The 24,558-nt window shown below is 62.5% G+C and carries 28 protein-coding genes; 6 read left to right on the top strand and 22 right to left on the bottom strand.

Going from position 1 to position 24,558, the window contains the following annotated elements; translation table 11 throughout:
* Window positions 1-13: 13 nt before the first annotated feature.
* Together MGMSRV2_RS05265 and MGMSRV2_RS05260 are read left to right on the top strand one after the other, a co-directional pair.
* A complete protein-coding gene (locus tag MGMSRV2_RS05265; RefSeq protein WP_024079315.1) occupies window positions 14-1,717 on the top strand; it encodes an FAD-dependent oxidoreductase in 1,704 nt (567 codons plus the stop codon).
* A gap of 63 nt (window positions 1,718-1,780) precedes the next feature.
* On the top strand, window positions 1,781-3,391 hold the full coding sequence (locus tag MGMSRV2_RS05260; RefSeq protein WP_024079314.1) for a trypsin-like peptidase domain-containing protein: 1,611 nt from the start codon (window positions 1,781-1,783) through the stop codon (window positions 3,389-3,391).
* Window positions 3,392-3,419: 28 nt separating this feature from the next.
* Here the strand turns inward: MGMSRV2_RS05260 and MGMSRV2_RS05255 are convergent, their stop codons facing one another.
* The 7 genes from MGMSRV2_RS05255 to MGMSRV2_RS05225 all read right to left on the bottom strand — a co-directional run bounded on the left by MGMSRV2_RS05255 (window position 3,420) and on the right by MGMSRV2_RS05225 (window position 9,878).
* Window positions 3,420-3,704 (bottom strand): ferredoxin family protein, encoded by a 285-nt coding sequence (locus tag MGMSRV2_RS05255; RefSeq protein ID WP_024079313.1) that lies wholly within the window; start codon window positions 3,702-3,704, stop codon window positions 3,420-3,422.
* Window positions 3,701-4,999, bottom strand: coding sequence for an FAD-dependent monooxygenase (locus MGMSRV2_RS05250; protein WP_024079312.1), 1,299 nt, complete (start codon window positions 4,997-4,999; stop codon window positions 3,701-3,703). Before MGMSRV2_RS05250 ends, MGMSRV2_RS05255 begins: the two co-directional genes overlap by 4 nt.
* A 13-nt stretch (window positions 5,000-5,012) precedes the next feature.
* Complete coding sequence (locus tag MGMSRV2_RS05245; protein ID WP_024079311.1) at window positions 5,013-6,113, bottom strand: electron transfer flavoprotein subunit alpha/FixB family protein; 1,101 nt, start codon at window positions 6,111-6,113, stop codon at window positions 5,013-5,015.
* Window positions 6,110-6,946, bottom strand: a complete 837-nt coding sequence (locus MGMSRV2_RS05240) for an electron transfer flavoprotein subunit beta/FixA family protein (RefSeq protein WP_024079310.1) — start codon at window positions 6,944-6,946, stop codon at window positions 6,110-6,112. Before MGMSRV2_RS05240 ends, MGMSRV2_RS05245 begins: the two co-directional genes overlap by 4 nt.
* 189 nt (window positions 6,947-7,135) lie before the next feature.
* Complete coding sequence (locus tag MGMSRV2_RS05235; RefSeq protein WP_024079309.1) at window positions 7,136-7,597, bottom strand: hypothetical protein; 462 nt, start codon at window positions 7,595-7,597, stop codon at window positions 7,136-7,138.
* A gap of 66 nt (window positions 7,598-7,663) precedes the next feature.
* Window positions 7,664-8,857 carry an NnrS family protein gene (locus MGMSRV2_RS05230; protein ID WP_024079308.1) on the bottom strand — a complete coding sequence of 398 codons (1,194 nt, stop codon included), beginning with the start codon at window positions 8,855-8,857 and terminating at the stop codon, window positions 7,664-7,666.
* A 70-nt stretch (window positions 8,858-8,927) separates the two neighbouring features.
* The gene (locus tag MGMSRV2_RS05225; RefSeq protein ID WP_024079307.1) at window positions 8,928-9,878 is read right to left on the bottom strand and encodes a calcium/sodium antiporter; all 951 of its coding nucleotides are present in this window, start codon (window positions 9,876-9,878) and stop codon (window positions 8,928-8,930) included.
* Between the two features lie 75 nt (window positions 9,879-9,953).
* Here MGMSRV2_RS05225 and MGMSRV2_RS05220 point away from each other — a divergent pair, with 75 nt between their 5' ends.
* Window positions 9,954-10,967, top strand: coding sequence for a zinc transporter ZntB (locus MGMSRV2_RS05220; RefSeq protein WP_024079306.1), 1,014 nt, complete (start codon window positions 9,954-9,956; stop codon window positions 10,965-10,967).
* 39 nt (window positions 10,968-11,006) lie between these two features.
* On the opposite strand, the gene MGMSRV2_RS05215 is transcribed toward MGMSRV2_RS05220, so the two are convergent.
* Window positions 11,007-12,017 carry a class 1 fructose-bisphosphatase gene (locus MGMSRV2_RS05215; protein WP_024079305.1) on the bottom strand — a complete coding sequence of 337 codons (1,011 nt, stop codon included), beginning with the start codon at window positions 12,015-12,017 and terminating at the stop codon, window positions 11,007-11,009.
* Window positions 12,018-12,159: 142 nt separating this feature from the next.
* On the opposite strand from MGMSRV2_RS05215, the gene hybE reads away from it, so the two are divergent.
* Both hybE and mobA read left to right on the top strand, forming a co-directional pair.
* On the top strand, window positions 12,160-12,624 hold the full coding sequence (gene hybE, locus MGMSRV2_RS05210; RefSeq protein WP_024079304.1) for a [NiFe]-hydrogenase assembly chaperone HybE: 465 nt from the start codon (window positions 12,160-12,162) through the stop codon (window positions 12,622-12,624).
* Complete coding sequence (mobA, locus tag MGMSRV2_RS05205) at window positions 12,621-13,220, top strand: molybdenum cofactor guanylyltransferase MobA (RefSeq protein WP_024079303.1); 600 nt, start codon at window positions 12,621-12,623, stop codon at window positions 13,218-13,220. The genes hybE and mobA overlap by 4 nt, the downstream gene beginning before the upstream one ends.
* Here the strand turns inward: mobA and MGMSRV2_RS05200 are convergent.
* From MGMSRV2_RS05200 to yajC, 4 genes are read right to left on the bottom strand one after another with little or no spacing between them, the layout of a single operon-like run.
* Window positions 13,207-13,581 carry an Mth938-like domain-containing protein gene (locus MGMSRV2_RS05200; protein ID WP_024079302.1) on the bottom strand — a complete coding sequence of 125 codons (375 nt, stop codon included), beginning with the start codon at window positions 13,579-13,581 and terminating at the stop codon, window positions 13,207-13,209. The genes mobA and MGMSRV2_RS05200 overlap by 14 nt on opposite strands.
* Window positions 13,581-14,525: a protein translocase subunit SecF gene (gene secF / locus MGMSRV2_RS21590; protein ID WP_024079301.1), complete on the bottom strand. Its 945-nt coding sequence runs from the start codon at window positions 14,523-14,525 to the stop codon at window positions 13,581-13,583. Before secF ends, MGMSRV2_RS05200 begins: the two co-directional genes overlap by 1 nt.
* A 10-nt stretch (window positions 14,526-14,535) precedes the next feature.
* Complete coding sequence (secD, locus tag MGMSRV2_RS21585) at window positions 14,536-16,104, bottom strand: protein translocase subunit SecD (RefSeq protein ID WP_024079300.1); 1,569 nt, start codon at window positions 16,102-16,104, stop codon at window positions 14,536-14,538.
* 31 nt (window positions 16,105-16,135) lie between these two features.
* The gene (gene yajC / locus MGMSRV2_RS05190; RefSeq protein WP_024079299.1) at window positions 16,136-16,513 is read right to left on the bottom strand and encodes a preprotein translocase subunit YajC; all 378 of its coding nucleotides are present in this window, start codon (window positions 16,511-16,513) and stop codon (window positions 16,136-16,138) included.
* A 163-nt stretch (window positions 16,514-16,676) separates the two neighbouring features.
* On the opposite strand from yajC, the gene MGMSRV2_RS05185 reads away from it, so the two are divergent.
* Entirely contained in the window at window positions 16,677-17,531 is an 855-nt protein-coding gene (locus tag MGMSRV2_RS05185) for an ATP-binding protein (RefSeq protein WP_024079298.1), read from the top strand.
* 52 nt (window positions 17,532-17,583) lie between these two features.
* On the opposite strand, the gene MGMSRV2_RS22145 is transcribed toward MGMSRV2_RS05185, so the two are convergent.
* The 10 genes from MGMSRV2_RS22145 to MGMSRV2_RS05140 form a co-directional block, all read right to left on the bottom strand.
* The gene (locus tag MGMSRV2_RS22145; protein WP_277911518.1) at window positions 17,584-17,718 is read right to left on the bottom strand and encodes a hypothetical protein; all 135 of its coding nucleotides are present in this window, start codon (window positions 17,716-17,718) and stop codon (window positions 17,584-17,586) included.
* Window positions 17,719-17,763: 45 nt separating this feature from the next.
* On the bottom strand, window positions 17,764-18,798 hold the full coding sequence (locus MGMSRV2_RS05180) for a LysM peptidoglycan-binding domain-containing M23 family metallopeptidase (RefSeq protein WP_041633458.1): 1,035 nt from the start codon (window positions 18,796-18,798) through the stop codon (window positions 17,764-17,766).
* A gap of 38 nt (window positions 18,799-18,836) precedes the next feature.
* Window positions 18,837-19,481, bottom strand: a complete 645-nt coding sequence (locus tag MGMSRV2_RS05175) for a protein-L-isoaspartate(D-aspartate) O-methyltransferase (protein ID WP_024079296.1) — start codon at window positions 19,479-19,481, stop codon at window positions 18,837-18,839.
* 7 nt (window positions 19,482-19,488) lie between these two features.
* A complete protein-coding gene (surE, locus tag MGMSRV2_RS05170) occupies window positions 19,489-20,271 on the bottom strand; it encodes a 5'/3'-nucleotidase SurE (protein ID WP_024079295.1) in 783 nt (260 codons plus the stop codon).
* Between the two features lie 5 nt (window positions 20,272-20,276).
* Complete coding sequence (serS, locus tag MGMSRV2_RS05165; RefSeq protein WP_024079294.1) at window positions 20,277-21,539, bottom strand: serine--tRNA ligase; 1,263 nt, start codon at window positions 21,537-21,539, stop codon at window positions 20,277-20,279.
* Window positions 21,540-21,564: 25 nt separating this feature from the next.
* On the bottom strand, window positions 21,565-22,383 hold the full coding sequence (gene tatC / locus MGMSRV2_RS05160) for a twin-arginine translocase subunit TatC (RefSeq protein WP_242410718.1): 819 nt from the start codon (window positions 22,381-22,383) through the stop codon (window positions 21,565-21,567).
* 5 nt (window positions 22,384-22,388) lie between these two features.
* Window positions 22,389-22,748 (bottom strand): Sec-independent protein translocase protein TatB, encoded by a 360-nt coding sequence (gene tatB / locus MGMSRV2_RS05155; protein WP_024079292.1) that lies wholly within the window; start codon window positions 22,746-22,748, stop codon window positions 22,389-22,391.
* A gap of 40 nt (window positions 22,749-22,788) precedes the next feature.
* Window positions 22,789-23,025: a twin-arginine translocase TatA/TatE family subunit gene (locus tag MGMSRV2_RS05150; RefSeq protein ID WP_024079291.1), complete on the bottom strand. Its 237-nt coding sequence runs from the start codon at window positions 23,023-23,025 to the stop codon at window positions 22,789-22,791.
* Window positions 23,026-23,104: 79 nt separating this feature from the next.
* Window positions 23,105-23,767: an SMC-Scp complex subunit ScpB gene (gene scpB / locus MGMSRV2_RS05145; RefSeq protein WP_024079290.1), complete on the bottom strand. Its 663-nt coding sequence runs from the start codon at window positions 23,765-23,767 to the stop codon at window positions 23,105-23,107.
* On the bottom strand, window positions 23,764-24,558 hold the full coding sequence (locus tag MGMSRV2_RS05140) for a segregation and condensation protein A (RefSeq protein ID WP_024079289.1): 795 nt from the start codon (window positions 24,556-24,558) through the stop codon (window positions 23,764-23,766). Before MGMSRV2_RS05140 ends, scpB begins: the two co-directional genes overlap by 4 nt.

Genomic DNA, 24,558 nt, shown 5'->3' with positions numbered 1-24,558 from the left:
AGAGGGAAAAGCCATGCCCATCACCATGAATCGCGGCGCCTTTGCCCACGCCGGCTCGTCCCTGGCCTTCAAGACCGGCACCTGGCGCAGCGCCAAGCCGGTGCATGTCCATGCCACCGCGCCGTGCCACGGCGCCTGCCCGGCGGGCGAGGATCAGCAGGCCTGGTTGGCGCTGTTGCAGGAAGGCAAACCGCAAAAGGCTTGGGAACAGTTGGTCACCACCAACCCATTGCCGGCAATCACCGGGCGTGTCTGCCCCCATCCGTGTGAAAGTGCCTGCAATCGCGGTCATCTCGACCAGCCCATCGCCATTCACGGCATCGAACGCTGGCTGGGCGACGAGGCCATCCGCAACAACTGGTCCTATCCGCGTCGGGGTGGGGAAATCCGGGCGGAACGGGTGGCGATCGTCGGTGCCGGTCCCGCCGGCCTGTCGGCGGCCTATCATTTGACGCAGCGAAAATACAACGTGGTGCTTTTCGATTCATTGCCCGAACCGGGCGGTTTGCTGCGTTCCGCCATCCCGCCCACCCGTCTGCCGCGTGCGGTCATCGACGCCGAAATCGGGCGACTGTTACGCACTGGCATCGAATTCCGTCCGCGCACCGCCTTGGGTCGAGACGTCACCTTGGATGAATTGCGCTCGGAATTCGATGCGGTGTTCCTGGGTGTGGGGGCTGGCAAAAGCCGTCACTGGGATGTGGACGGCGCCGTCCCCGCCGATCTGCACGAAGGCTTGGCGCTACTGCGCGAATGGCTGGCGGTGGGGGCTTTACCCAAACCTAATGCCGTGGTCATCCATGGCGGCGGTAATACCGCCGTGGATCTGGCCCGGGTCATGCGCCGAGCCGGCATCCGCGACGTCCATGTGGTCACCGCCTCGGGCCTGCCCGGCCCCGACACCGACGCGGACGACGTCTTGAACGTGGTGCCGCGCGAATTGGAACAAGCCATCGAGGAGGGCGTCCAGTTCCACCCACACCGCACCATCAACCGACTGATCATGCGTGGTTCGAAAGTGGTCGGCGTCGAGATGGTACGGCTGAAAAAACTGCCCGATGGCAGTGGCCGCAAATCCCGCGTGTCGTTCGAGGGCACGGAAACCGTGCTGCATGTGGACATGGTGGTGCCGGCCATTGGTGAAGTGGTCGATGCCACCGGTCTGGAATACATCTTGCGCCAGCGTGACTTTCTGCCGGTGGACATGTTCGGCCGCATCGAGGGACAACCCGGTCTGTTTGCCGGTGGCGACGCCCGCGACCGCCTGAAAGCCTATCCCAACGGCACGGTCAGTGCCGCCATCGGCGATGGTCGCCGCGCCGCCGAAGGGATCGATGCCCTGTTGTCTCGACGCGATCCGGTGGAAGAAAACCGTCCCCCCCTGCCCTATGCATCCCTTAATCTGTCCTATTACGAGTCCAGTCCACGCATCGACCTGCCGACCCTGCCGTTGGAACAACGCAACGACAGTGCCGAGATCGAGGGTGGACCGAACAGCGCCCAAGCCATGGCCGAGGCGCAGCGCTGTTTTTCCTGCGGCAATTGCCTGGCTTGCGACAATTGCTGGACCCTGTGCCCGGACAACGCGGTGCTGAAAACATCCGAGATGGCGAAGGACGGCAGCCACTATCTTTTCGATTACGAGTACTGCAAGGGCTGCGGCCTGTGCGCCAAGGAATGCCCCTGCGGCTTCATTTCCATGCAGGCGGAAGAATAGCGGGTTGGCGAAGCGGTCCACTCGGTGGATACTCGGCTCTGGTATCCACCGAGGATTTTGGGCATGAAAACACGTACCGCCTTGCTAGCCTTGACCTTGGGCTTGCTGGCAACGGATGGCTGGGCTGGAATCGAGGAAGGTCTGAGCGCCTATCAGCGCCGCGACTGGCCCGCTGCCTTGCGTGAATTCCAGCCCCTGGCCCAAAGCGGCGACGCGGTGGCGCAATCGCGCCTGGGCCACATGCTGCTGCATGGCAATGGCATCACCAAAGACGTGGCGCAAGCGGTCAAGCTGTTGACCGAAGCCGCCGACAAGGGCGATGCCCTGGCCCAAAATACTTTGGGGGGCCTCTATTTCCACGGCAACGGTGTGCCGCGCGACCCGGCCCGCGCCCTGATCCTGTTCAGCCGTGCCGCCGACCAGAACCAGCCCAATGCGCTCAATAATCTGGGGCAGCTCTATTTCCAGGGCAACGGCGTCGCCAAAAATGAAGCCAAGGCGGTGGAATACCTGCACAAATCAGCCGATATGGGCATTTCCGCCAGTTGGGAAACCCTGGGCATCGCCTATTGGCACGGTCGCGGCGTACCCGCCGACAAGGCCGTCGCCCTGCCCTGGCTGAAAAAAGCCGCCGAACGTGGTCATCTGGTGGCGCAAAACCTGTATGGCGCCGCCCTGTGGACCGGCAACGGCATCGCCCAGGACCGGGCCGAGGCGGTGCGCTGGTTCGAGCGGTCGGCCAATCAGGGCGACCCGGCCTCGCTGTTGAACATGGCCCACGCCAAATTCAACGGCGTCGGCAGCGCCAAGGACGTGGAAACCGCCTATTACTATTACATCCTGGCCGAACGTCAGGCTAAACCCAACGACAAGACCAAATATACCGAGGCCAGGGAAAAGGCCCGCCAGCAAGTCACCCCCGACCAGGAACGTACCGCCACAGAAAAAGCGGCGAAATGGTCACCGCGTCCGCAGGCCCCCGGCGATGCCAGCGACGCGGCCAAGACCGACAAGGCAACGGAAAGCGCGCCGCCGCGCCCGCAGCGCAACGCTGGCTCGGGTGTGGTGATCAACCGCGATGGTGTGGTGCTGACCAATTCCCACGTGGTCAAGTCGTGCCGCAACATCAAGGTCAGCTTGGGTGAAGGCACCCAGATCCTGGCTGCCAGCGTCATCGCCCGCGACGACGTCAACGATCTGGCGGCGCTCAACACCACCTTACGCTCCAGTGACAGCGCCCGCTTCCGCGATGGTGCGGCCATGCGCTCGGGTGACAGCGTCGTCGCCATCGGCTTTCCGCTGTCGTCCTTGCTGTCGCGTGAGCCCAACATCACCGCCGGTGTCATCAGCGCCCAGAACGGATTGCGCGGCGACAAACGCCACTATCAGGTCACCGCCCCCATCCAACGCGGCAATTCCGGCGGTCCGCTCACCGACATGAGCGGCAATGTGGTGGGCATCGTGGTGTCGACGCTGAACGCCATGAAGGTGGCCGACAACTCGGGCGCCATTCCGCAGAACGTCAATTTCGCCATCAAGGGCGAACTGGCGCGCAAATTTTTGGACGAGAATAAGATCGCCTATACCACCAACGCACCGGGGCCAGCCTTGTCGGTGGCCGATGTGGGTGACATGGCCCGCAAATTCGCCGCCTATGTGGAGTGCGAGAACTGACGGTAAACGTCACGTCGAAGACGTGCGGTCAGCCGAACTTATACAAAATGCCGAAGCCGCCGCGCGGATAAGACCATTCGATATTGAAATGGTCGTCGCAGATGACCCGACAGGTTCCGCATTCCAGGCAGCCATCGGTGGTCAGCACCACACGACCGTTCTCAATCGCATAGCAGGCGGCCGGGCAGCAATAGGTGCATTGTTTGGCGGTGCATTTGCCCTCGCACACATCGGCACTGATGATGGCGATATGCGGGCGCCCTTCGTCGACGCGATAGCGGTTCTCGAAAAGCTTTTCCTCGACCTTGCTCATCGGAACGACCTCACCAGCTTGATGGCGTCACCCAACAGCCCCAACCGCGACCGGCGCTTGACGAATTCGCCGGCGATTTCCTTTTCCTTGGTCTTCTTGTCGATGCCGTCGACCTTGAGAATGGTGGCGGCGGCCTTGTTGAGAAGCTCGGGATAGGTGGTAAAAAATTGAGGATTTGCATGAAAAATCTCAGGCATGTTCCTGTATTTTTTCAAATCCTTCATGACAAAGCTGTCTTCCAGCGCCGCCCGGTAACGCGCCAGATGCTGGGCGGTGAAGGGCTTGCCCTCGTCCTTCAGCTTCAGGATCGTTTCGGCAGCTAAACGACCAGAGGTCATGGCCAAATTCGACCCTTCGCGGTGCACGGCGTTAACGAAGCCACCGGAATCACCGACGATCAGCCAGCCGTCGCCATGAACCTGGGGGATGGCCTTGTAACCACCCTCGGGGATCAGATGGGCGGCATATTCCTTGACCTCGGAACCGGCGATCAGCGGCTTGATGGCCGGATGCGCCTTCATGGCATCCAGCAGGTCATAGGGGGTGATGCCGCCCTTCTTGAAATCGTCGGCCATGCAGCCGATACCCAACGCGATGGATTCGCGGTTGGTGTACAAGAAGCCGGTGCCCATCATACCCTTGGTGATCTTGCCGAACAGCTCGATGACCACGCCTTCGTCATTGGCGATGTTGAAGCGTTGTTCGATCACTTCCTTGGGCAGGAAATGCATTTCCTTCACCGCCAGCGCCACGTCGGCGGCCTTGATGGTCGGGCGCAGCCCGGCCTTGGTGGCGATCAGCGAGTTGACGCCGTCGGCCAGGACCACCACGTCGGCCAGGATGTCGCCGCCCAGGCGGTCGGTGCGCACGCCGACCACCTTACCGTCCTGCTTGATCAGGTCGAGCACGGTGGCCTCGCAGATCAGCAACACACCGGCATCGGTGGCCTTCTTCGACATCCAACGGTCGATATTGGCGCGGATGACGGTATAGCGGGTCGGCGGCTCGTCCTTTTTCTTGGTGCCGCGATAGTTGGAGCCCACATAGGATTCGTCGTCCAGCACCCACATGCGCTGTTCGATGATCGGACGTTCCATCGGCGCCTGGCGGCGACAATTGGGGATGATCTGCTCCAGCGCCTCGGCATAGAGGATGGCGCCTTGAACATTCTTCGAGCCCGGGTATTCGCCGCGCTCGAGCTGCAACACCTTCATGCCGGCGCGGGCCATGACCAGGGCGGCGGCATTGCCTGACGGTCCGGCGCCGATGACGATGGCGTCAAATTTCTCGGCCATGCTTCATTTACTCCTATTGAGCCGCCTTGCGGGCCGCCAGACGCTCTTGCAGCGCCTCGGTCAGGGCCGGCAGGATTTGCAACGCATCGCCGACGATGCCGAAGGTGGCGAAGTCAAAGATGGGGGCGTTGGGATCGCTGTTGATGGCGATGATGACGTCGGCGCCTTCCACCCCCACCCGGTGCTGAATGGCCCCCGAGATACCGGCGGCGATATACAGCTTGGGTCGGATGGTCTTGCCGGTCTGGCCGATCTGGCGGTCGGCGCTGATCCAGCCGGCATGGGTGACCGGGCGCGACCCACCGTAATCACCGCCGAGAACGGCGGCCAAATCCTGCACCAGCTTGAAGTTTTCCGGCTTGCCCAGGCCCCGGCCACCAGCGACGACAATGTCGGCATAAGCCAGTTGGGCCTTTTCCGCGTCCGAATCGGGGATGAAGGACAGGATCTTGGTGATCACGTCCTCTTCCGGCATCTTCGGCTGATGTTCGATGATCTGGCCGCGCTTACCGGGAACGCGGTCGGGCATGGCCATGACGCGCGGGCGCACGGTGGCCATCTGCGGGCGGTATTCCAGCGTATGGATGGTGCACAGCAACGAACCGCCGAAGGTCGGACGGGTGGCGGCCAGCGACCGGGTTTCGTCGTCGATACGCAATTCGGTGCAATCGGCGGTCAGACCGGTGGCCAAGGTGGTGGCCAAGGCGCCGGCCAGATCGCGCCCCAGGGTCGAGGCCCCCAGCAGCATGATTTCCGGCTTGAAGGTATTGACCAGATCGGTCAACCCAGCGGTATAGGGATCGGTGCGATAATCGGTCAGCACCGGGCCACGCATCAGATAGACGGTATCGGCGCCGTATTCGAAGGCATGGTCGCAGGCTTCCAGCGTCGCAGGCGCATCCGGCCCCAACACCACGCCCGACAGCGGTACGCCCAGATGGGTGGCCAGCTTGCGGCCCTCGCCCAGCAATTCCCACGATACCGGGTGGACCTTGCCGCGTTCCAGTTCCACGAACACCCAGACACCGTGATAGACGCTGAGATCGGCGCCATCGCCACGACGCGGCGCGGCGGCGACGGGGGTCTGTTCCTGATCCTGGTCCTCGGCGCTCATTGTCCGATCTCCATCTCAAGCTTGGGGTGTTTGGCGAACACGCTGGTCAGCAGGGCATCGGCCACTTCCCGCGGGGTCTTGCCCTCGGTCTTGATCATTTCCGCCTTCACCGCCTTGGCCGGCGGTGCGAACACCTTCTTCACCACGGTGGGCGAGCCTTTCAGGCCGCATTGGGCGGTGACGGAGATACCGGCGGCCTTGTGGTCCCATTCCGCCACCTCATAGCGGGCGGCGCGGAACAGATCGTCCATGCTGCCGTAACGCATCTCATTGCTGCCTTCCAGCATGGTCACCAGACAGGGCAGCCTGGTTGCCAGCACCTGCACCCCGCCTTCGGACCGGCGATGGACGACGATCTCGCCCTTGTCCAGGTCGACTTTTTCCACCTGGGCCACATAGGTCAACTGCTGCATGTGCAGGCGGCGGGCGATGCCCGGCCCGACCTGGGCGGTATCGCCGTCGATGGTTTGCTTGCCGCAGAACACCATGTCGACGGGGGCGGTCTCGCCGATCTTGGCGATGGCCGAGGCCAGCGCGAACGAGGTGGCCAGGGTATCGGAACCGGCAAACACCTTGTCGGTCAGCAAGATGGCGTCGTCGGCACCATAGCTGATGCACTTCTTCAAGGCCTCGATGGCCATTTTCGGCCCCATGGTGATGACGGTGACCTTGCCGCCCAATTGGTCGCGCAGACGCAGCGCCTCTTCCAGCGAGAAAAGGTCGTAGGGATTGATGATGGTCGGCACACCTTGACGCATGATGGTGTTGGTGACCGGATGCACGCGAATCTGCGCGCTGTCCGGAACCTGCTTGATGCAGACGACGATATGCATTTCGTTCCCTTTCCCGCCGGCCTGTGACCTTTTTCAGGCCGGACGCCAATCCCTAAGAAAGAACCCGGTGTTTATTCAGCAAGGACAGCCGCGAGTAAAGTGCTAATACGCTGCCGATTGCGGTGATAGCACGATGCCCACCCCTCTCGGCAGGCGTGGACAGAATGGGTGTCATGCGTCAAACGGATGTCACCGGGCCTGCAAATGCAGATCCACATCGCCGGAACGGTTGCGCGCCCTGACCATGCGGGCGGTATCGGGGGTCAGGTCGTATTGCACCTGATCGGCATAAGCGCGCCCGGCCCCCCGGCTTTCATCAACCAGAGCCCCCAGCACGGCGATGCCACCAGTGGCCAGCATGAAGGCGGAATTGCCCCAGATCCAACCGTCGCCCTTGGCATCCAAGGTATAAGTGGTGGTTCGGAACCCCGGTGCCAAGCAGCTGACCGTCACCGGGGCGGCGGAATGGGGAATGGTCACCTCCGCCGGGGTCTGCACCGAGGCGGAATAGTCGTACCCCTTGAGCTCGCACCGGGCCTGATCGGGATTGGTGCGAATCTGCACCGAGGATTCGGTTGATCCCACCACCGAGGCGCATGCCGCCACGGCTACCGAAGCGGCCACGGCTGCAACGCGAAATTTCCAATCCATCCGGTACGGCCCCCGCTTTATGACAGCCGGGTACTATCCCAAAGGCTGACACCCCCTGGCAAGCATTTAACCCGGGCGACCGTCGGCGCGCGGCTTGGTAAGGACGGGGAAATAGACGACAACGAACAACAACCAAGCAAAAGCCCAGAACGTGCCGCCGGCATGGGTCAGGGCCATTTGTGCGTCACTCAGCACCGGTGCCACCACCCGCAGCAAGGTGCCCGCCGACAACAGAACATAGGCGGCGACGGTCAAGGGCGACACCACCAGCGGACGCCCGGAATGGCCCAGCGAAGCCCGGCTCATCACCGCCAGGATCATGGTGCCCACCGCCCCGGCGGTCAATGCGTGCAGGGCGGCGGAAGCCGGCAAGGCATGAATGAAGCTGGAGAGCCCCAGCAAGGCCAGACCGATCACCAGCCACAGATAGCCCAGATGCAACACCCACAAGATCGGGCTGCGCAAGGTCTTATAGCCATGCCAACGGCCCAGCCGCAGGCCATGCACCGCCGCCGCTGCCAGCAACACCGCGCCGGTCACCGCCGCACCGGGCAGCGCGATGGTCAGCGCCATGCCGGCCACCAGCAGACCGACGGCGCCGCCCTTTTCCACCCAGGCCAAGGGGGTGACCTCGACCGCTTGGCCCTGCATACGCAGCCAGTTCTGGGTGAAGGACGGCACGATACGCCCGCCGACGATGGCGATCATGGTCAGTACCATGGTCAGGCCGACATAGACGCCCACCATGTCGCCCCGCAGATGCACGGTCAGATTGGCCAGGAAAAACACTCCGAGAATCGGCAGAAAGGCGATGTTGCGCCACTTTCCCGCCGACAGAAGCGGCTTGGCCACCATCCAGGCCAATAGCGGCAGAAAGGCTAGATCGATCACCGCCACCAGCAAGGGCGGCAAAAAGCCGGCCAGGGTGAAGGCCAGACGTCCACCCAGCCAGACGGCAAACAGCAGCATCAACGGCTTGCCGCTGACATGATGGGTATTGGTCCAATTAGGCACGGCGGTCAGCAGAAAACCGGCGATGGCGGCGCCGGCGAAGCCGAACACCATTTCATGGCCGTGCCACAAGGCAGCGGCGAATGGCAACTTCAGGTCGAGCCCACCGGCATAGATGGCCAACCATAGCGGCAGCGACAGCAAGGCCTGCAAGGCAGTGAACAGGAAGAACGGACGAAAGCCGCCGGCAAAGAACAAGGGGCCGGCATTGCCGCGATAAACCGGCTCTTGCAGGGGGATGGTAGCCATGAATTGGGGACTCCGTTACCAGGATGTGGCGACCCTATAGCAATTCGACGCATTCCAACCTTGATGGGCATCAAGAGCCAGAGAACAAGACCCAGACATAGACCCCATAGGCAGCCAGATACAATGCCCCTCTGCCCCGCCCGATTGGACCGCCCACGGCCATGCTCAGCGGTACCAAGGCGGAAACCGCGACCATCACCCAGACATCGCGCCCGGCCAGTTCCGCCGCCACCGGCAACGGGACCGCACCGGCGGCAATGCCGACGATCCCCAGCGTATTGAAGATGCAACTGCCGAAGACATTGCCGAGAGCCACCTGGGTATGCCCACGCCAAGCGGCGATCATCGATGTCGCCAGTTCCGGCAACGACGTACCCAGGGCGATCAGACTAAGGCCGATGACGGCTTCCGAAACCCCCAAGCTGCGCGCCAGCCCGGTGCCGCCCTTGACCAGAAGGGCGGCACCGATGACCAATCCGGCGACACCACCGATGGTCAGCAGCACGGCCAGCCACACCGGCATTTTCGGGCGTTCCAGATCGCGGGCCTCCTTTTCATGCAGGCTTTGGCGATGTTGCGGTTTTTCCCGCCGATAGGTCTGCCACAAATACCAAAGCAGGCACAAAACCAATACGGCGCCATGCCAACGTTCGATGGTGCCGTGAACGGCCAACCCGGCCAGCAGGGCGGCGGCGGTGAAATTGATGACACCGTCATGCAGAAGCAAGGATCGTGTCACATCCAAAGGACGCAGCAAGGCGGCAACGCCGACGACCAGCAGCAGATTGGTGATGTTGCTGCCGACCACGTTGCCCAAGGCCATGTCCGGTACCCCTTCGATGGCGGCACTGACCGAGACCATCAGTTCCGGGGCCGAAGTCATCGCGCCCACCAAGGTCAGGCCGATCACCAGTTCCGACACCCTGAGGGACCGGGCGACGGTAACCGCACCGCGCACCAAGCCTTCGCCGGCGACCAGCAGCAGAAACAAACCGACAAACGTAAGTAGGATATCGCTCACTCCATCCCCCTATATCGGTCTTGCCTTCGGCACGCCCTCCCCCCATGCTTTTAGCACAATAGCGGAAAAGACCTCATGAACACCGCCACCCTCGACGACATCAAGACCGGCGCTCAGCCGGGCCTGCGCTTCGCCGCCCTGCTGGACCGCAAGGGCGGTTGCCGCGACCTGGACTGGGACGGCATCCGGCAATGGAAGCCGGAAGACGGCTTTTTATGGATTCATCTGGAGCGCGATGACGAAACCGCCGCCACTTGGCTGCGCCGGGAAAGTGGCGTCGACCCGTTGGTCGCCCTGGCCTTGCTGGCCGATGAATCCCGCCCTCGGGTCGAGGATGTTGACGACAACCTTTTGGTGGTGCTGCGCGGTGTCAACGTGGACGAGGCCAGCGGCCATCCCGAATTGGTCCCCATCCACATCTGGGGAGAAGCCAATCGGTTGATTTCCCTGCGTGAAAAGGACCATCAGCTTTCCGCCCTGCGCAATATCCGTCTGGCACTGTTGACTGGCAAGGGGCCGCGCAGTCCGGGCGGATTGTTGGCCCAGATCGCCGAACGGGTGGTCGAACACCTGGAAATCATCCTGGAAAACCTGGAAGAGGAAATCGGTATCCTGGAGGATCAGGCCATCGAACGCACGGCCGATCCCGGCATGCGCGGCAAGCTGGCCCGTGCCCGGCGCAGCACCATTCAATTGCGCCGTTATCTGGGACCGCAGCGCGACGCGCTTTACCGTATCCAGCACGACGATTCGTCGTGGCTGTCACGCGACGCCCGCCTGCGCCTGCGTGAAGTCACCGACAAAGTGGTGCGCCATATCGAGGATTTGGACGCCTTGCGCGAACGGGCAACGGTGCTGCACGAAGATCTGTCGGCGCAAATCTCCGAACGCATCGCCCAAAATTCCAATCGTTTCACCGCCCTGACCGCGCTGTTGCTGCCGCCTTCCCTGGTGGCCGGTCTGCTGGGTGCCAATATCGGCGGCATCCCAGGGACCGGTGATCCCAATGCCTTTTGGGAATTGCTGGTGATCATCGCCGTGATGATGCCCGGATTGTGGCTGGTCCTGCGACGGATCAACTGGCTTTAGCCAAGAAAAACGGCCCCGTTTCCGGGGCCGTCTGCTGTTTTATTCGCTGCCTTCACAGTGATAGGCCGCCAACCGTTCCACCTCGTTCTTCGATCCCAGGATTACCGGCACCCGCTGGTGCAGATTGGTGGGCTCAACCTCCATCAGACGTTTACGCCCGGTGGTGGCGGCACCGCCGGCCTGTTCGACGATGAACGACATGGGATTGGCTTCATACATCAGCCGCAACTTGCCGCCCTTCTTGATGTTCTCGGCATCGGCGGGATACATGAAAATGCCGCCGCGCACCAAAATACGATGGACTTCGGCGACCATGGACGCCACCCACCGCATGTTGAAATCCTTACCGCGCGGGCCGTCCTTGCCGGCCAGGCATTCATCCACATAGCGCTTGACCGGAGCCTCCCAGAAACGCGAGCGCGACGCGTTGATGGCGAATTCCTTGGTGTCGGCCGGGATGGTCATGTTCGGATGGGTCAGGAAGAACATGCCGACGTCACGGTCCAAGGTGAAGCCGTTGACGCCGTTGCCGGTGGTCAGCACCAGCATGGTCGATGAACCATAAAGCGCATAGCCGGCACAAATCTGCTGGACACCGGGTTGCAGGAAGGCGTTGGCCGAATTGGGATCGGCCCCTTCGGGCAGACGCAGGATCGAGAAAATGGACCCGACCGAAATGTTGACGTCAATGTTGGACGACCCGTCCAGCGGATCGAACAACAGCAGGTACTTGCCGTCGGCCGACCCCTTGACCGCGTGCACGTCTTCCAGCTCCTCCGACGCCATGGCGGCATAATTGCCGCCCAGCGCGTTCATGTGCAGGAAAATGTCGTTGGCCAGAACGTCCAGGGGCTTTTGTTCCTCGTCCTGAACGTTAACGGTCCCGGCAACACCGTGATTGCCGACCAGGGCGCCGCGATTGACTTCGTGCGACACCATCTTGCAGGCGGTCAGGATGTCGTTCATCAGCGAGGTGAAGGCGCCAGAGCCGCCAAGACGACGCTGCTCCTGCAACAGGAAATGGGTCAGAGTGATCCGCTTATACGGCATGGTTCCCTCTCTTCTATGCATTCTTGTTACGCGCGCCCGCGCTGACCACGGGTCATAGCCCAGACGCGGCCCGGATGCAATGTCGCCTCGCAATCGTCGTGCCCCTTGGCTACACTTCCCGCCCCATTCCAGCGAGGTTTTTATGTACGAACCGCTTACTCCCCAGGAACTGGCCCGCGTCAACCTGCTGGCTGACATCTTCACCCGCATCGGCGACGAGCGCATGAAGGATATCGGCCTTTACAACCATGCCCTTAAGGTCGAAGCCGTCGGCTTCCGCCCGTGGGAAGACGATAATGGGGGAAAGTGGCTGGCCGGGGTGCTGGTCACGCCGTGGTTCATGAACTTCCTGCTGCTGCCCACCACGGCGGAACAGTTGCAGGGCGCGGACGTGGCCTCCAAGCGCCGGGTGGAAATGCCCTGTGGCGAAGTGGTGTTCACCATCGGCGAGGTCGAGGAAATCGGCCTGTATCTGGCGTCGTCGCTGTATTCGCCCATGGGCCGTTTCGACGTGCATGCCATGGCGGTGACCAATGCCTGGGCGGCGGTGGACAAGTTCTTCAAGGTACCGGAAGTGGAAGAACCCGGCGGCCCGGTCAAACCGTGAAACCGCTGGCCGGCATCATCCTGGCCGGCGGTCTGGCCCGCCGTATGGGCGGCGGTGACAAGCCGTTGCGGGAAGTGGCCGGCATCTCCTTGCTGCAACGAGTGATCGACCGCTTGCTGCCGCAGGTGCAATGCCTGGCTCTCAGCGCCAATGGCCCCGCTGACCGCTTTGCCCCTTTCGGCCTGCCGGTCATCGCCGACGTGATCCCCGGCCATCTGGGACCGCTGGCCGGTATCCTAAGCGGCCTTTACTGGGCCAAGGCACAGGGACTGGAGTATTGCCTGAGCGCCGCCGGCGACACCCCTTTGCTGCCCCTCGATCTGGCCCCTGGCCTGTGGCGGCAATCCCAGGAAGGGGGCAGAGCGGTCATCGCCATCAGCGGCGAGCACCAGCACCCGGTCTTCGGCTTATGGCCGGTGGGGTTGATTGAGGCCATGGAACAAGCGCTGGCAGCGCAACAGCGGGGGGTATGGCGCTTCGCCCAAGCCCAGGGGGCGGGCTTGGCCCCCTGGCCAGCCCAGCCCATCGATCCATTCTTCAATGTCAACACACCGGATGACATCGAGGTCTTGGCGAAAATTCTTAAACCGCGATAATGGCGGCGGCGACGTCACGGCCTTCGGTCAGCAGCACGTTGTAGGTGCGGCAGGCGGCGCCGCTATCCATAGGTTCGACGACGATACCGTGCCCACGCAAGGCATCGCGCAAAGCCCGGGGCACCGGCGCCATGGAACGACCGCAGCCCAGGATCAGGATAGCCGGACGCGGATCGGCCCCGATGATCGGTTGCAGGTTTTCCAAGGCAACGTCGCTGGCTGATTGCACTGTCCACGACAACGTCCGACGCGGCAAAATCAGCACAGACCCTTCATGACGGATGCCGGAGATGGAGAAGCCGCCATCGCCATAGCCGCCGATCAGTTGGAATTCCGAACTGACGACCGGAGTGATGTCCATCAGGGAGCGGCCTGACTGGCGGCTTCTTCCTCTTCACGCTCCTTGCCGACGCGGAGGTTGAAATAAATCAGCACCGGGATGGCCACATACATGGACGAGAAGGTGCCAACCACCAAGCCCCATAGCAACGACGCAGCGAAACCGTGCAGAACCTCGCCGCCCAGAAGCAGCAGGGCGATGACAGTCAGGAACACGGTGGCTACGGTCAGGAAGGTGCGCGCCAAAGTCTCGTTGACCGACTGGTTGAGCAGCTCGGACAAAGACAAGGTCTTGTACTTGCGCAGATTTTCACGCACACGGTCATAGATGACCACGGTGTCGTTGATGGAATAGCCAGCGATGGTCAGGATGGCGGCCACGCTGGTCAGGTTGAATTCCATGCCGGTGAGCGAGAAAAACCCAAACGTCAAAATGACGTCATGGAACGTGGCGATCAGGGCGCCGACACCAAACTGCCATTCAAAGCGAAACCACACATAGGCGGCGATGGCCAGAACCGACAGACCGACAGCCAACGCACCGTCGCGCTTCAACTCGTCCCCCACCTTGGGGCCGACGATCTCAACGCGGCGGTATTCATAGCCGCCGCCCAGGGTCTCCTTGACCTTGGCCAAGGCGGCCATCTGAGCCTTTTCGTCACCGTCTTGCTTTTGCACGCGGACCATGACGTCGCGGCCAGATTCGCCGAATTGCTGCAACGACACTTCGCCCAGACCCAGATTGCCCAAAACGTCGCGCATATGGGCCATATCCGCTGGCCCCTCGACCTTTTGCACCTCGACCAGAATGCCGCCGGCAAAGTCGATGCCGAAATTGAAGCCCTTGGTGGCGATGGACACGAAAGTGCCGATGATCAGGGCGGCGGTCAAAAAGAACGCCGGAATGCGCTTGCCGACGAAGTCGAACTTGGGCGTCCGGGCGATGAGATTGGCGTAAAAGCTCATGGCCTTATCCTTACAGCGGCAGCGTCTTGGGACGGCGCAGGCGAACCCAGGTGGCCACCATCAGACGGGTGACCATGATGGCGGTGAACATGGAGGTCAGCAGGCCCAAGGACAAAGTGACGGCAAAGCCGCGCACCGGCCCGGAACCGAACTGGAACAGCAGGGCCGCCGCCGCCAGGGTGGTCAGATTGGCGTCCAAAATGGTGCCGAAGGCCCGCTCGAACGATATCTGGATGGTGGAGATGATGCTGCGCCCGGATCGCTGTTCCTCGCGCATACGCTCATAGATCAGCACGTTGGCATCCACCGCCATGCCCATGGTCAGGACGATGCCGGCGATGCCCGGCAGGGTCAGCGTGGCCCCCAGCACCGACATCAAGGCCAGCAGGATAACCAGATTGAGCACCAGGGCGACATTGGCCAGGGCGCCCAAGGTGCCATAGATGACCACCATGAAGACCACCACCAGCAGCAAGCCCACACCGCTGGCGACGGCACCGGCCTGGATGGAATCGGCGCCCAGATCGGGACCGACAGTGCGTTCCTCCAGCACCACCAAAGGTGCCGGCAGCGCACCGGCGCGCAGCAGCAAGGCCAGATCCTGCGCCCCTTGGACGGAGAAGCTGCCGGAAATTTCGCCGGCACCGCCCAAGATCGGTTCGTTGATGCGTGGCGCGGAAATCACCTTGTCGTCCAGAACGATGGCCAACAGCTTGCCAGAGGCGGCGCTGGTGGTATCGGCGAAACGTTTGCCGCCAGCGACCGAGAAGCGGAACGACACCACCGGACGACCGTCGCGGAAGGTGGGCTGCGCATCGGTCAGCATGTCGCCGCCAACTTCGACCCGCTTTTTCACCACGTAATGGGACGGTAGCCCCCGTTCCTGCTCGACCGACGGCAACAGCATGGAACCGGACGGCACCCGACCGCGCACCGCTTCATCCGGCGTGGTGGTGTCGTCGACCAGATGGAAGGTCAGCTTGGCGGTCTTGCCCAGAAGCGACTTGATGTGCTCGGGGTTCTTGACGCCGGGCAATTGGACGATGATGCGGTCCACACCCTGGCGCTGGATCGACGGTTCACGCGTGCCCAATTCATCGACACGGCGCCGCACGATGCCGATGGATTGGTCAACCGCCTGATTGATGCGCTTGGCCATCACCGGGGTGGGATAGGTGAAGGTGAACAATCCCCCCTCGCCCGCCTCGAATTGCGCTTCCGGGTCGAGTTTGCGCAGCTCGGCCCGCACCCGCTCGCGCTCGGCCTCGTCGGAGATGCGGACCTTGACGCTGTCAAGGCCGCTGATCCCCAACTCGGAATAGCGGACCTTTTCCTTGCGGAGCGTGGCCCGCAAGGTTTCCACCATGGCCGACAGATGTTCGCGCTTTACGTAGGCGGTATCAACTTCGAGCAGCAGATAGGAACCACCTTGAAGGTCAAGCCCCAGACTGACCGGCTGCCACCAAGAGGGCATCCGGTCGGTGGTATCCCGCGAAAGCAGGTTGGGCGTCGCCCAGACTCCGCCCCAAAGGGCGACAAGCAACACCAAGGCGATCTTCCACTTGGGAAATTGGAGCATGACCGTTCCGTATCAGGCAGTAATAGCAGGTTTACTTGTCGGCCGGGGTTTCCGTCCCGTCCTTGGCTTCTTCCTTGGCGCCCGAGACCGGCTCGGTCTTGGCAACCACTTCCTGGATGGCGGAACGGACGACACGAACCTTGACGCCGTCGGCGATTTCCACCTGCACTTCGGTATCGCTGGTGACTTTGGTCACCAGACCCATGATGCCGGAAGCCAGAACCACACGGTCGCCGCGACGGAGGGCGGCCAGCATTTCCTTATGGACCTTCATGCGCTTTTGCTGAGGGCGGATCATCAGGAAATAGAAGACCACGAAGATCAGGACCAGCGGCAGAAAGGCCTCGACACCTCCGGCGATGCCGCCAGCGGAACCGGCAGCCTGGGCATAGGCGGGGGACACGAACATGGAACGACTCCTTGGATCAGTGGTCTTTCATGGCAAAGTCAGCGGAATATAGCGACAAGCCAAGCCGATGCAAACCTTAACTCCCGTCTGCGGTCAAACCCTTGCCCGATCCGGGGCGGGGCTTTAGGCTGTCGCCTTCCCGCCATCACCCAGGTTTTTCGTCATGACCCCCGACACTCTCGACCTGCTGAACCGCATCGCCAACGCCCTGGAACGGTTGGCGCCGCCGCCCTTGTCCAAGGTCGACCTGCTGGCCGCCGATGCCTTCATCTGGCACGCCAATCCGGACGGGCTGGAACCGGTGCCGCAGGTCAATCGGGTGGAACTTCAACTGTTGAAAGGCATCGAGCGCCAGATCGAACAATTGCTCAACAATACCCGTCGTTTCGCCCAGGGACTGCCCGCCAACAACGCCCTGTTATGGGGCGCGCGCGGCACCGGCAAAAGCTCGTTGGTCAAGGCGGCACACGCCACCATCAACGAAGAAGGCGCCGACAAGCTGCTGCTGGTGGAAATCCACCGTGAGGACATCCCGTCCCTGCCCCGGCTGCTGCGTATTTTGCGCGCCGACGGTCGCCGCACCATCCTGTTTTGCGACGATCTGTCGTTCGAGGGCCAGGACGAGGCCTATAAGTCGTTGAAGGCGGTCCTCGACGGCGGCATCGAAGGCCGTCCCGCCAACGTGATTTTCTACGCCACCTCGAACCGCCGTCACCTGCTGTCGCGCGACATGATCGAGAACGAGCGCTCCACCGCCATCAATCCCGGCGAGGCAGTCGAAGAAAAGGTGTCGCTGTCCGACCGCTTCGGCCTGTGGCTGGGCTTCCATCATGTGGGGCAAGACACCTATTTCGACATCATCCAGGGCTATGCCGACCGTTACGGCTTGCCTATCGATGGGGAATCGCTGCGGCGCGAGGCCAATGAATGGGCGGTCACCCGTGGCTCGCGCTCGGGCCGCGTCGCCTGGCAATTCATCCAGGATCTGGCCGGTCGCCTGGGCAAGCCCATCGCCTGAGGTTTGTCTATACGGCCCGTGACGGGCCCGCTCAAACGCCGCGCGGGCTTGATCAGCGCCGAGCCAGCCATCGCGTAGCGTAGACCACGGCAACGAACAGGGCGATGCCGCCCAAAATCACCAGACCGCCGACGATCATGGCTTCGTCGGGGGTCATTGTCGGGGCGGTGTCGAATCTTTGAAACATGCCCACAGCTTAAGGGCCGTCCCCAGGGGCGGCCCTTGTCTTTGGTCAAGCGCCGTTCAGATGAGCAACGGGATTGACCGCCTCGGTACCCCGGCGCAATTCGAAATGCAATTGTGGGCTGTCCACCCCGCCTGATGTACCGACGGTGGCGATCTGCTGGCCGCGCTTGACCGAATCGCCCTTGCGCACCATCAACTGATCGTTATGGGCATAGGCGCTGACCCAGCCATCGGCATGCTTGACCAACAGCAGATTGCCGAATCCCTTCAATTCGTTGCCCACATAGGCAACGACGCCGTTTTCCACTGCCCATACCGGGGTACCGCGGGCAGCAGCGATATTGATGCCGTCATTATGCTGGCCCTTGCTGCCCGCCATGGGGCCGAACTCCGCCACCAGATCGCCCTTGACCGGCCAGATGAAGCCCTTGCCGCCCATGGGTGGCGGTGGCGGCGGCAGGGTTTGCCGGGGTTCGAACGCCGGATGGCGGGCTTCCGGCGCCGTATTTCCCTCCGCTGTACCGACTGGGGCCGCTGCCTGTGACTGCACTCGAGTCGAGGCCGTCGATGGCTCTGCCCCCTTGCGGGTGGAATTGGGCGAAGCGATGACCAAGGCGCCGCCGGTTCCCGTGGTGGCCACTGTCGTGCCGCCACGCCCTCCCGGCAGCCTGAGCTTCTCACCGACGAAAATGGTGTAAGGGGCGGCTTTGCCATTCAGCCGCGCCAGAGTTTGGAACTCGACCCCCAGACGCCGGGCGATCAGGCTAAGGGCATCGCCACGCTGAACCACATATTCACCGCCGCCGGGCATGCGCAGTTGCATACCGGGCGAAATCACGTAAGGCGCCGCCAAGTTGTTGATCTCGATCAGGTCGCGCACCGAAACATTGCAGCGCCGCGCGATGGAATACAGGGTGTCGCCGGCATAGACCGTCACCGCACCGGAACATCCTTGCGACGACGGCGCGCCTCGGCTGACCGGCGCACCGCCTTGAAACGACGGCGAGCACCCCGCCAACAGCAAAGGCGGGGCAATCAGCACAATCAGACGTAACACCAGATGGAGTGTGGACGCGCGCATGCGCCGCACTATACGCGGCGAACTTGCAGGCGGCAACGTCAAGTCTCGGCAATTCCCTCGACCAAAGGCACGAAACGCACAGGCCCGAGATGCTGGATATCGATGCCGCGCTCCAGTTTGACGACGCGGACCAGATCCTGCTCGCCGCTGCTCGCCTCGCCCACCGGCAACACCATGATACCGCCCACCTGCAACTGATCGACCAGCAAGGGCGGGATGTCATGGGCGGCGGCGGTGACCATGATACGCTCGAACGGCGCCTGTTCCGGCCAGCCCTTGGCGCCATCGCCGAGGATCGAGGTGATGTTGTGGATGCGCAACGTGCGGAAGCGTTCTTCCGCCTGCTTCAACAACGGTTTGTGCCGTTCGATGGTATAGACGCGGCGACACAATTGGGCCAACACCGCCGCCTGATAGCCCGATCCGGTGCCCACTTCCAGCACCTTGGTGCGATCATTGACCTGCAAGGCCTGGGTCATCAGGGCGACGATGTAAGGCTGGCTGACCGTCTGACCGCAGGCGATGGGCAGCGCATGGTTTTCATAGGCCTGATCCAGGAACGGCGCCGCCACGAACAGCTGACGCGGCACCTTCTCGATGGCCGCCAACACCTTGGTGTCGGCAATCCCCATCCGGCGCAGTTCCATCAGCAGGCGGATGACGCGGGGGTCGGGGGCGGCCATGAGACTTTCAGCCAAACAAGGACTTGAGCGCCGCCATGGTCTGGCCATGGGTCAGGTCGACGCACAAGGGGGTGACGGTGACCCGGCCGCGTAGCACCGCCTCGATATCGGTGCCCTTTTCGCCCGGGTCTTCGGCCCGCTGGGCGCCGATCCATACATAGGGTTCGCCGCGCGGGTCGTGGCGCTCGATCAACTGGTCGCCGATCTTGCGCTTGCCCTGGCGCACCACCTCGACACCACCGACCTGAGCCGGCAAAACGTCGGGGAAGTTGATGTTCATCAGCACGTTCTTGCCCCAGCCGACCGAACAGACCGTGCGGATCACCTGCGGCGCCCAGTGTTCGGCGGTGGACCAATGCACCGGCTGATCCGGGCGCAGGAATTGCGACAGGGCAATGGAGGGTATGCCCAGGATGGTCGCCTCCATGGCCGCCGCCACCGTGCCGGAATAGGTGACGTCGTCACCCATATTGGCGCCGCGATTGATGCCCGACAGCACCAGATCGGGTTTTTTGTCGGCCAGCACCTTGTTGACACCCAACAGCACCGCGTCGGTGGGGGTGCCGTCGACAGAAAAATGCCGTTCCGACACCTGACGGATGCGCAAGGGCCGGCGGATGGTCAGCGAGTGGCCGGCGGCCGATTGCTCGGTATCGGGGGCAACCACCCAAACGTCATCGGACAGGGTGCGGGCTACCCGCTCAAGCACCTTGATACCGGGCGCGTTGATGCCGTCATCATTGCTGATGAGGATGCGGGCGCGGGACAAATCGGCGACGGGCGGATACATGGCGATTACGCGATCACCTCGAGCCCGCCCATATAGGGCTTGAGCGCCTCAGGCACGCGCACCGAGCCGTCGGCCTGCTGATAATTTTCCAGCACCGCCACCAAGGTACGGCCCACGGCCAGGCCGGAACCGTTCAGGGTATGGACGAAGCGGTTGCCCTTGTCGCCCTTGAAGCGGGCCTTCATGCGCCGAGCCTGGAAATCGCCGCAATTCGAGCACGACGAGATTTCGCGGTAGCGCCCCTGCCCCGGCAGCCACACTTCGATGTCATAGGTCTTCTGCGAGGAAAAGCCCATGTCACCAGTGCACAAAACGATGGTGCGGTACGGCAGTTCCAGCTTTTGCAGGATGGTTTCGGCGCAGGCGGTCATGCGCTGGTGTTCCGCTTCCGACTGGTCGGGATGGGCGATGGACACCATCTCCACCTTCCAGAACTGATGCTGACGGATCATGCCGCGGGTATCCTTGCCCGCCGCCCCGGCTTCCGAGCGGTAGCATAGGGTCAGTGCGGTCATGCGAATGGGCAGCGCCGCTTCATCGACGATGGAATCGCCGACCAGATTGGTCAGCGGCACTTCCGCCGTCGGGATCAGCCAATGGCCGGTATTGGTCTTGAACAGATCGTCGCCGAACTTGGGCAACTGACCGGTGCCGAACAAAGCGCCATCCTTGACCAGGGTCGGCGGGCTGACCTCGGTATAGCCGTGTTGTTCGGTCTGCACATCCAGCATGAACTGGGCCAGGGCGCGCTCCAGCCGGGCCAGCTTGCCTTTTAGAACGACGAAGCGGGCCCCCGACAGCTTGGCGGCACCGTCGAAATCCATCAACCCCAGCTTGGCGCCGATGGCGTCGTGTTCGAGCGGCTGGAAATCAAATGCGCCGGGCTGACCCCAGCGGCGGATTTCCACATTGTGCTCCTCGTCCGGACCATCGGGAACATCCGCGCCCGGCAGGTTGGGGATGGCGGCCAGAATGCCGTCGATCTCCTCGGACAGGGACTTTTCCTGGGCTTCCAGCAGCGGGATATCTTCCTTCAGCTTGGCGATCTCGTCCATGATGGCGCTGACGTCGCCGCCTTGCTTCTTGATGATGCCGATCTGCTTGGACGTCTCGTTGCGGCTGGCCTGCAATTCCTGCAAGCGGGTCTGGGCGGCGCGGCGTTCGCCATCCAGGCGGATCAGAGCGGCGGAACGCGGATCAAGCCCACGGCGCGCCAGACCAGCGTCGAAAGCGTCAGGGTTTTCGCGAATCCATTTCAGATCGTGCATGACAGGACATCCAGGCTTTAAAGGGTCAACCGTTGAAATCGGTTTCGTCCACAGGGTCGTCTTCGTCGGCCTCATCCTCTTCCGAGGGTTCGCCGCGCTTCTTTTCCGCCATACGGGCGGAAATGATCGACAATTCGTACAAAATCACCATGGGCACGGCCAGGGACAACTGGCTGACCACATCGGGCGGGGTGACCACCGCAGCGAAGACGAAGACGCCGACGATGGCGTAGCGGCGCTTTTCCTTCAGCCCCTTGGCGGTGACCAGACCGACGCGGGCCAAAAGCGTCAGCAGCACCGGCATCTGGAAGGCGAGGCCGAAGGCGAAGATCAGGGTCATGATCAGGGACAGCGATTCGCTGACCTTGGCTTCCAATTGAATGGGCAACTCACCCTGATGCGGCACCAGATTTTCGAAGCCCAGCAGATAGGTGTACAGCATGGGCAGGACCAGGAAGTACACCAGGGCGGCACCCAGGCTGAACAATACCGGGGTGGCGAACAGGAACGGCATGAAGGCCTGACGTTCGTTCTTGTAGAGACCAGGGGCGACGAACGCCCACAACTGGCCGGCCCACACCGGAAAGCAAAGGACGCCGGCGGCGAAGGCCGACACCTTGACATAGGTGAAGAAGGCCTCGGTCGGCGCCGTATAGATCAGCCGGCGCATGCCGCCCTTATCCAGGGCCACCTTGGCATAAGGGTCCATCAGGATGGAGTAGATGTCGGCGGCGAAATAGAAACAGCCGGCGAAGACGACGACGAAGGCCAGCACCGACCACAACAGGCGGCGGCGCAACTCGACCAGATGGTCGAGCAAGGGCATGGTCTTGTCGTCGCTCATGGGGCTCACGGTGCCGGGGGTTTTTCAGGGGCGGGCATGGACGGGGCCTCCGGTTCAGCCGCCGGCTGGTCCAGTTTGGGCGCTTCCAGGCTGCGGACGATGTCGCCGGTGGGATCGATGGTGTTTTCGATCTGCTGACGCAAGGCGTTGGTGTCGGCGACCTTTTCCACCTGACTTTTCAGGTCGGATACGCCGCTTTCGCGCACCATGTCATCGACACCGCGCTGAAACTCGCCAGCCATTTCGCGCGCCTTGCGCACCCATTGGCCGCACATGCGCAAGACCTGCGGCAAGTCCTTGGGGCCGATGACGATCAACGCCACCACGGCCACCAAAGCCATCTCATCCATGCCGATATCGAACATGCGTCAGCCTTTGCGCTTGCTTGCGGATGCGTCCGTCACCTCAGTGACGGGCGGCATCCTTTTCCGCCGGCTTGGCCGCGGCATCGGCTTCGATCTTGGCGGAATCGGCGGGCTTGGCCGGTTGAGCGGCGGCCTCGTCTTCCTCGTTCAGGCCTTTCTTGAACGCCTTGACGCCCTTGGCCATATCGCCCATCAGCTTGGGGATCTTACCCGCGCCGAACAGCAGAAGCACGATGACCAGAACGATCAGCCAGTGCCAAATGCTGAAGCTACCCATGAAATTAATCTCCGGCCCGAAGGTTTAGCGAAGGGTTGGGGGCGGATCATCGCAGACTTGGGCACGCCCCGCAACCGCCCTATTCCGCCAGACCCAGCACTTCGTCCTCATCCAACAAATCCAGTTCCGGCTCGGCCTCGTCGTCCTCATCGGTGTCCACCGGGACGAGGCCGTCAACCGCGCGATTGCCATAGGCGTCGGCGGCGGGACGGGTATCAAGCAGGCCGGCGGCCTTCAATTCCTTCAGGCTGGGCAAATCCTCGAGACTTTCCAGGCCGAAATGATCCAAGAAGCCGTCGCTGGTGCCCCATTGCAACGGCTTGCCCGGGCTGCGCCGCCGCCCGCGCGGACGAATCCAGCCGGCCTCGAACAACAGGTCCAGCGTACCCTTGGACAGGGCGACGCCACGCACTTCCTCGATCTCGGCCCGGGTGATCGGCTGGTTATAGGCGATGATGGCCAGAACCTCGATGGCGGCACGCGACAGCCGCCGGGTCTGGGTCTGCTCGATGACCAATTGCCCGGCCAGATCGGGAGCGGTGCGAAAGGCCCATTTACTGTCGCGACGGACCAGATTGACGCCGCGACCGGCATATTGCCCCTGCAATTCGGTCAAGAGCGCCACAACGTCGCTGCCCGGGGGCAGTTTTTCCACCAGATCGCGTTCGTCCAGCGGTTGGGCCGAGGCGAACAGCAGCGCTTCCAGCACCCGCAGATGTTGGGGATCGAAACCGTCGGTCACGCCGCCACCTCGCCGGCCTTGACGTAAATGGGGGAATAGGCGCCGCCATCCTGACGCAATTGCAGACGGCCTTGTTTGGCCAGTTCCAGGGCGGCGATGAAGGTAGAGGCCACCGCCGATTTCATCTTCAGCGGATCGCCGTGGATGGCGGGCAGATAGGCCGACAGCACCGACCAGTCGGGCATGGTCCCCAACATGTGTTCCAACCGACGCAAGGCGTCCTCGACCGAGTACAGATCGGGGGCCTCGATGTGAAGAGTTCGCACCGAAGTGCGTACCACATGGTCGGAATAGGCCTTCAACAGATCGAACAATTGCACGTCGAACAGGGAATGGGTGATGACGGCCACATTCTCGGGCTCGCCTCGGGCAAAGATGTCGCGGCCCAAGCGCGCCCGGTTGACCAAGGTGGTGCCGATCTTCTGCATGGCTTCCAGCCGGCGCAAGCGAAAGGCCAGGATATCGGCCATTTCGGCGGCGCTCAGTTCACCTTCTTGTTCCGGTTCCGGTTCGGGCAGCAGCAGGCGCGACTTCAAATAGGCCAGCCATGCCGCCATCACCAGATATTCCGCCGCCAGATCCAGATGGCGCTGGCGGATGCGATGGACGAATTCCAGGTATTGATCGGCCAGTTTCAGGATGGAAATCTTGGCCAGATCGACTTTTTGCTCGCGCGCCAGGGCCAGCAGCACATCCAGCGGCCCCTCGAAGCCGTCAAGGTCCAGCACCAGCCGATCCTCGGCGGATCGCTGGGGGGCACCTTCGTCTTCCTGGAAAACATCGACCTGCAT

It is taken from the genome of Magnetospirillum gryphiswaldense MSR-1 v2, from assembly GCF_000513295.1.
GTDB lineage: Bacteria > Pseudomonadota > Alphaproteobacteria > Rhodospirillales > Magnetospirillaceae > Magnetospirillum > Magnetospirillum gryphiswaldense.
Note: the sequence above shows the minus strand (reverse complement) of the source record. Positions and strands in the feature narration are given on the sequence as shown.

What these genes read in the sequence shown, in the direction of transcription:
- surE (WP_024079295.1), bottom strand. Translation starts at nt 20,271, where the DNA reads ATGTATCCGCCCGTCGCCGATTTGTCCCGCGCCCGCATCCTCATCAGC.
- secF (WP_024079301.1), bottom strand. Translation starts at nt 14,525, where the DNA reads ATGAGCTTTTACGCCAATCTCATCGCCCGGACGCCCAAGTTCGACTTC.
- MGMSRV2_RS05255 (WP_024079313.1), bottom strand. Translation starts at nt 3,704, where the DNA reads ATGAGCAAGGTCGAGGAAAAGCTTTTCGAGAACCGCTATCGCGTCGAC.
- MGMSRV2_RS05230 (WP_024079308.1), bottom strand. Translation starts at nt 8,857, where the DNA reads ATGGCTACCATCCCCCTGCAAGAGCCGGTTTATCGCGGCAATGCCGGC.
- serS (WP_024079294.1), bottom strand. Translation starts at nt 21,539, where the DNA reads ATGCACGATCTGAAATGGATTCGCGAAAACCCTGACGCTTTCGACGCT.
- tatB (WP_024079292.1), bottom strand. Translation starts at nt 22,748, where the DNA reads ATGTTCGATATCGGCATGGATGAGATGGCTTTGGTGGCCGTGGTGGCG.
- MGMSRV2_RS05150 (WP_024079291.1), bottom strand. Translation starts at nt 23,025, where the DNA reads ATGGGTAGCTTCAGCATTTGGCACTGGCTGATCGTTCTGGTCATCGTG.
- MGMSRV2_RS05250 (WP_024079312.1), bottom strand. Translation starts at nt 4,999, where the DNA reads ATGGCCGAGAAATTTGACGCCATCGTCATCGGCGCCGGACCGTCAGGC.
- MGMSRV2_RS05180 (WP_041633458.1), bottom strand. Translation starts at nt 18,798, where the DNA reads ATGCGCGCGTCCACACTCCATCTGGTGTTACGTCTGATTGTGCTGATT.
- MGMSRV2_RS05215 (WP_024079305.1), bottom strand. Translation starts at nt 12,017, where the DNA reads ATGCCGTATAAGCGGATCACTCTGACCCATTTCCTGTTGCAGGAGCAG.
- MGMSRV2_RS05220 (WP_024079306.1), top strand. Translation starts at nt 9,954, where the DNA reads ATGAACACCGCCACCCTCGACGACATCAAGACCGGCGCTCAGCCGGGC.
- MGMSRV2_RS05185 (WP_024079298.1), top strand. Translation starts at nt 16,677, where the DNA reads ATGACCCCCGACACTCTCGACCTGCTGAACCGCATCGCCAACGCCCTG.
- secD (WP_024079300.1), bottom strand. Translation starts at nt 16,104, where the DNA reads ATGCTCCAATTTCCCAAGTGGAAGATCGCCTTGGTGTTGCTTGTCGCC.
- MGMSRV2_RS05245 (WP_024079311.1), bottom strand. Translation starts at nt 6,113, where the DNA reads ATGAGCGCCGAGGACCAGGATCAGGAACAGACCCCCGTCGCCGCCGCG.
- MGMSRV2_RS05260 (WP_024079314.1), top strand. Translation starts at nt 1,781, where the DNA reads ATGAAAACACGTACCGCCTTGCTAGCCTTGACCTTGGGCTTGCTGGCA.
- MGMSRV2_RS22145 (WP_277911518.1), bottom strand. Translation starts at nt 17,718, where the DNA reads ATGTTTCAAAGATTCGACACCGCCCCGACAATGACCCCCGACGAAGCC.
- MGMSRV2_RS05235 (WP_024079309.1), bottom strand. Translation starts at nt 7,597, where the DNA reads ATGGATTGGAAATTTCGCGTTGCAGCCGTGGCCGCTTCGGTAGCCGTG.
- MGMSRV2_RS05265 (WP_024079315.1), top strand. Translation starts at nt 14, where the DNA reads ATGCCCATCACCATGAATCGCGGCGCCTTTGCCCACGCCGGCTCGTCC.
- MGMSRV2_RS05140 (WP_024079289.1), bottom strand. Translation starts at nt 24,558, where the DNA reads ATGCAGGTCGATGTTTTCCAGGAAGACGAAGGTGCCCCCCAGCGATCC.
- MGMSRV2_RS05200 (WP_024079302.1), bottom strand. Translation starts at nt 13,581, where the DNA reads ATGGACATCACTCCGGTCGTCAGTTCGGAATTCCAACTGATCGGCGGC.
- MGMSRV2_RS05175 (WP_024079296.1), bottom strand. Translation starts at nt 19,481, where the DNA reads ATGGCCGCCCCCGACCCCCGCGTCATCCGCCTGCTGATGGAACTGCGC.
- tatC (WP_242410718.1), bottom strand. Translation starts at nt 22,383, where the DNA reads ATGAGCGACGACAAGACCATGCCCTTGCTCGACCATCTGGTCGAGTTG.
- yajC (WP_024079299.1), bottom strand. Translation starts at nt 16,513, where the DNA reads ATGTTCGTGTCCCCCGCCTATGCCCAGGCTGCCGGTTCCGCTGGCGGC.
- MGMSRV2_RS05240 (WP_024079310.1), bottom strand. Translation starts at nt 6,946, where the DNA reads ATGCATATCGTCGTCTGCATCAAGCAGGTTCCGGACAGCGCGCAGATT.
- hybE (WP_024079304.1), top strand. Translation starts at nt 12,160, where the DNA reads ATGTACGAACCGCTTACTCCCCAGGAACTGGCCCGCGTCAACCTGCTG.